Raw genomic sequence first — 3,712 nt, forward strand, 5'->3', positions numbered from 1 at the left:
ACACCTTCGAGCAGTTGCCCCAGTGTACAGCCTAGAGCATCTGCCAGTGCTACCAGCCGCTCATGACCGATCTGCTTGATCGCGCCCGACTCCCAGTACGAGATCGTGACATCCGATACGCCGACCTTTCTGGCAAGTGCAGCCTTGTTGAGATTTGCCTGCAATCTTAATTGCTTGATTCTATTACCCAGTGAGTCCATTGCATCAACCTGAAGACAGAAGAACCAAAGGAAAGTGATTGTCAATGATCCATGTTAAGTGTGCAAATTTGGCAGTTCAACGTTTTACACACCATCCCTGGCCGTGCCGCGAGCGGCAACGGCAATAAACGTGCCTGGGGTGACTGGCGTGCTTGGCGGAAGCAAGGCGGCCGGTGCGGCTGCCCCCGTCGTGCCAGGTGCGTATAATGCCGCCATGAGTTTTCCCGACTGGATAAGGACGACATGACCGTACGTACTCGTATTGCGCCGTCACCCACTGGCGATCCCCACGTAGGCACTGCTTACATCGCGCTGTTCAACCTCTGCTTTGCGAGGCAGCACGGTGGGCAGTTCATCCTGCGCATCGAGGATACGGACCGGGTGCGCTCCACGCTCGAGTCCGAGCAGATGATCCTCGATTCCCTGCGCTGGCTGGGGCTCGAGTGGGACGAGGGTCCCGACGTGGGCGGGCCGCATGGTCCGTATCGCCAGAGCGAGCGGGGCGATATCTATGCCGAGCATGCGCGCCAGTTGATCGAGGCCGGGCATGCCTTCAAGTGCTACCGCACCAGTGAAGAGCTGGATGAGCTGAGAGAGGCGCGTAAGGCAAGTGGCCTGCATCTCGCGCTGAAGCCCACTGACCTGGCGCTGCCGGAGGAAGAGGTGGCGCGTCGCGAGCGGGAAGGGTGGCCCTACGTGGTGCGCATGAAGGTGCCGAGCAGCGGTACCTGTGTCATCGATGACATGTTGCGTGGCACCATCGAGGTCGATTGGGCGCAGGTCGACGCTCAGGTGCTGTTGAAGTCGGATGGCATGCCCACCTACCACCTGGCCAACGTAGTGGACGACCACTTGATGGGCATTACCCACGTGCTGCGCGGCGAGGAGTGGATCAATTCGGCGCCCAAGCATCAACTGCTGTATGAGTACTTCGGGTGGGAAATGCCGGTGCTGTGTCACATGCCGCTGTTGCGCAATCCCGACAAGTCGAAGCTCTCCAAGCGCAAGAATCCCACCTCCATCAACTACTACAAGCGTATGGGCTTCCTGCCCCAGGCGGTGATCAACTACCTGGGCCGCATGGGCTGGTCGATGCCGGACGAGCGGGAGAAGTTCTCGCTCGACGAGATGATGGCGCACTTCGACATCCAGCGCGTGTCGCTCGGTGGGCCGGTATTCGACCTGGAAAAGCTCACTTGGCTCAATGGGCTCTACATTCGCGAGGATCTCGACGACAGGGCCTTTCTCAAGGCGCTCATGGAGTGGGCCTTCAACGAAGAGTACGTCGGTCAGATCCTGCCCCAGGTGCGTACCCGGGTAGAGACGCTTTCGCAGGTGGCTCCATTGGCCGGCCACTTCTTCAGCGGCGTTCCGAGCGTCAGTGAGCAGGATTTCGAAGACATCAAGCTGGAGCGCGAAGAGCTCGTCAGGCTGCTGCAGTTCCTCGTGTGGCGCTTCGAGGCGGTGCCGGCCTGGCACAAGGAGGCGCTGCTCGCCGAGGTCAAGCTGCTGGCCGGTTACTTCGGACTGAAGATGAAGGAGTTTCTGGCGCCGGTGTTCATCGCCATCACCGGCTCTGCGGCCAGCACCTCGGTGATGGATGCCATGGCCATTCTCGGTTCCGATGTGACCCGGGCTCGGCTGCGCCATGCCATCGAGGCGCTGGGGGGCGTGTCCAAGAAGCAGGCCAAGCGCTTCGAGAAGGAGTACCGCGACCTGCAATAATCCACATTTCTTCTTGACGAAGACGGGGTAGATCAGTAACATACGCCCCGTCTTCACGGCACTTGTGGGGCCTTAGCTCAGCTGGGAGAGCGCGACACTGGCAGTGTCGAGGTCAGCGGTTCGATCCCGCTAGGCTCCACCAAACGCCTTGTGCCGATATTTGAACGACATTGCGTCCCATTCGTCTAGTGGTCCAGGACACCGCCCTTTCACGGCGGGAACAGGGGTTCGAACCCCCTATGGGACGCCACTTCTCTCTTGTGGACCCTGGTCTACATCGCTTTGCCCTCAATAAGTCTCGCCCGTTCACGCCTGGGATAGGTTCTCATCTGGGCGGGTCGCTATGCGTGAAAAACCCATTGAAGTTGCCGTTTTTCCAGCTTTTCCGGCTTGACTTGTCCACTTGCACAGTGTGCGGTGCGTGCGCCTGTGCGTAAATCTCCAGATTGTCCATTGGGAAGTGTGCGGCTGCAAAAAATCAATGATTTCAATGGGTTATGATTGATCAAAAAATAGCCAATCTAACTGCAAGCCCCTTCTCATGCCGATTTGATGGTGTTTTCTTGAGGTTGTGAACAGGGTTATCCACAGAATGTGTGGAAAACGTGCCGCCCTTGCCAAAGGCTGGATTCGCTCCGTGAAAAGTGACGGCTGTCAAGAGAAGGTTAGTCCTTTTCTGATGCTTTTCACTTAGAGGTGTCGCGGGTAGGCGACGCCTCCAAGCGTGTTAGGTTGCGTGAGGTGAATCAGTCGTCATGTCCGCGCAGTCTTCGCAGCAGCGAAGAGGTGTCCCAGCGTCCGCCGCCCATTACCTGAACGTCGCCATAGAACTGATCCACGAGTGCGGTGACCGGTAGGCGGGCCTGCAATCGGCGCGCTTGCTCGAGGCAGATCCCCAGATCCTTGCGCATCCAGTCGACGGCGAAGCCGTGCTCGTACTCATCGGCGATCATGGTCTTGTGGCGGTTCTCCATCTGCCAGGAGCCGGCGGCACCCTTGGAGATGACGTCAATCACGCGCTGCTGATCGAGACCGGCCCGCTCGGCGAAGTGCAATCCCTCGGCAAGCCCCTGCACCAATCCGGCAATGCAGATCTGGTTGACCATCTTGGTCAGCTGACCGCTGCCGGTCGGCCCCATCAAGGTGACGGCCCTGGCGTAGTGGGCGAGGGTGGTCTCGGCGCGAACGAAATCCGCTTCGCTACCGCCGCACATGACGGTCAATGCGCCGTTCTCGGCGCCTTGTTGGCCACCTGAGACCGGGGCGTCGATGAAGCCTATGTCGCTTGTGCGGCAGGCGGCGTCGAGTTCCTGGGCGAGATCGGCAGAGGCCGTGGTGTGGTCGACCAGAAGGCTGCCTGCGCACATGCCGGAAAGTGCTCCCTGTTCGCCGGTGGTGACCTGTCTGACGTCGTCGTCATTGCCGACGCAGACCAGCACCAGGTCGGCTCCCTGGGCGGCTTCCGCGGGCGTGGCGTGGTAGCTGCCGCCGAACTGCTCGGCCCAGGCCTTGGCCTTGTCCACGCTGCGGTTGTAGACGCGCACGGTGAGCCCCGCGCGGGCCAGGTGGCCGGCCATGGGATAGCCCATCACGCCCAGGCCGATGAAGGCGACGGTGGAAATCTGCTCTTGCATGTGCTGTTCCCTCTTTTCTTGGTGGCAGCCTGGAGCCCAGCGTGGCACGCGTGGCTGCGTATGAAGCGCGAGACGCAGAAAGCCGCCCGAAGGCGGCTTTCCAGTGCATTGCGGCGCAGGCCGCGTCCTGCCGACTTACTTGGCAGGATAGTC

General features: G+C 60.3%; 3 protein-coding genes and 2 tRNA genes. 3 read left to right on the forward strand and 2 right to left on the reverse strand.

Features of this window, described 5'->3' with window-relative positions; genetic code table 11:
- A partial coding sequence (locus B8115_RS10455; protein ID WP_035590780.1) for a helix-turn-helix domain-containing protein occupies positions 1-200 on the reverse strand: 200 nt, incomplete at its 3' end.
- Between the two features lie 243 nt (positions 201-443).
- Between B8115_RS10455 and gltX the strand changes: the two genes are divergently transcribed.
- From gltX to B8115_RS10470, 3 genes are all read left to right on the forward strand, one after another.
- Positions 444-1,925 carry a glutamate--tRNA ligase gene (gltX, locus tag B8115_RS10460; RefSeq protein WP_010627748.1) on the forward strand — a complete coding sequence of 494 codons (1,482 nt, stop codon included), beginning with the start codon at positions 444-446 and terminating at the stop codon, positions 1,923-1,925.
- Between the two features lie 66 nt (positions 1,926-1,991).
- Positions 1,992-2,067: transfer RNA gene (locus tag B8115_RS10465), tRNA-Ala, on the forward strand.
- A gap of 32 nt (positions 2,068-2,099) precedes the next feature.
- Positions 2,100-2,175: transfer RNA gene (locus B8115_RS10470), tRNA-Glu, on the forward strand.
- Positions 2,176-2,671: 496 nt separating this feature from the next.
- Here the strand turns inward: B8115_RS10470 and B8115_RS10475 are convergent.
- Positions 2,672-3,607, reverse strand: coding sequence for an NAD(P)-dependent oxidoreductase (locus B8115_RS10475; protein WP_370542919.1), 936 nt, complete (start codon positions 3,605-3,607; stop codon positions 2,672-2,674).
- Positions 3,608-3,712: the final 105 nt, after the last annotated feature.

Origin of the sequence: Halomonas sp. KM-1 (assembly GCF_000246875.1) — a bacterium.
Classification (GTDB): domain Bacteria; phylum Pseudomonadota; class Gammaproteobacteria; order Pseudomonadales; family Halomonadaceae; genus Halomonas; species Halomonas aerodenitrificans.

Bases quoted from the DNA above. Each gene is read 5' to 3' on its own strand.
- gltX (WP_010627748.1), top strand. From the start codon at position 444: ATGACCGTACGTACTCGTATTGCGCCGTCACCCACTGGCGATCCCCAC.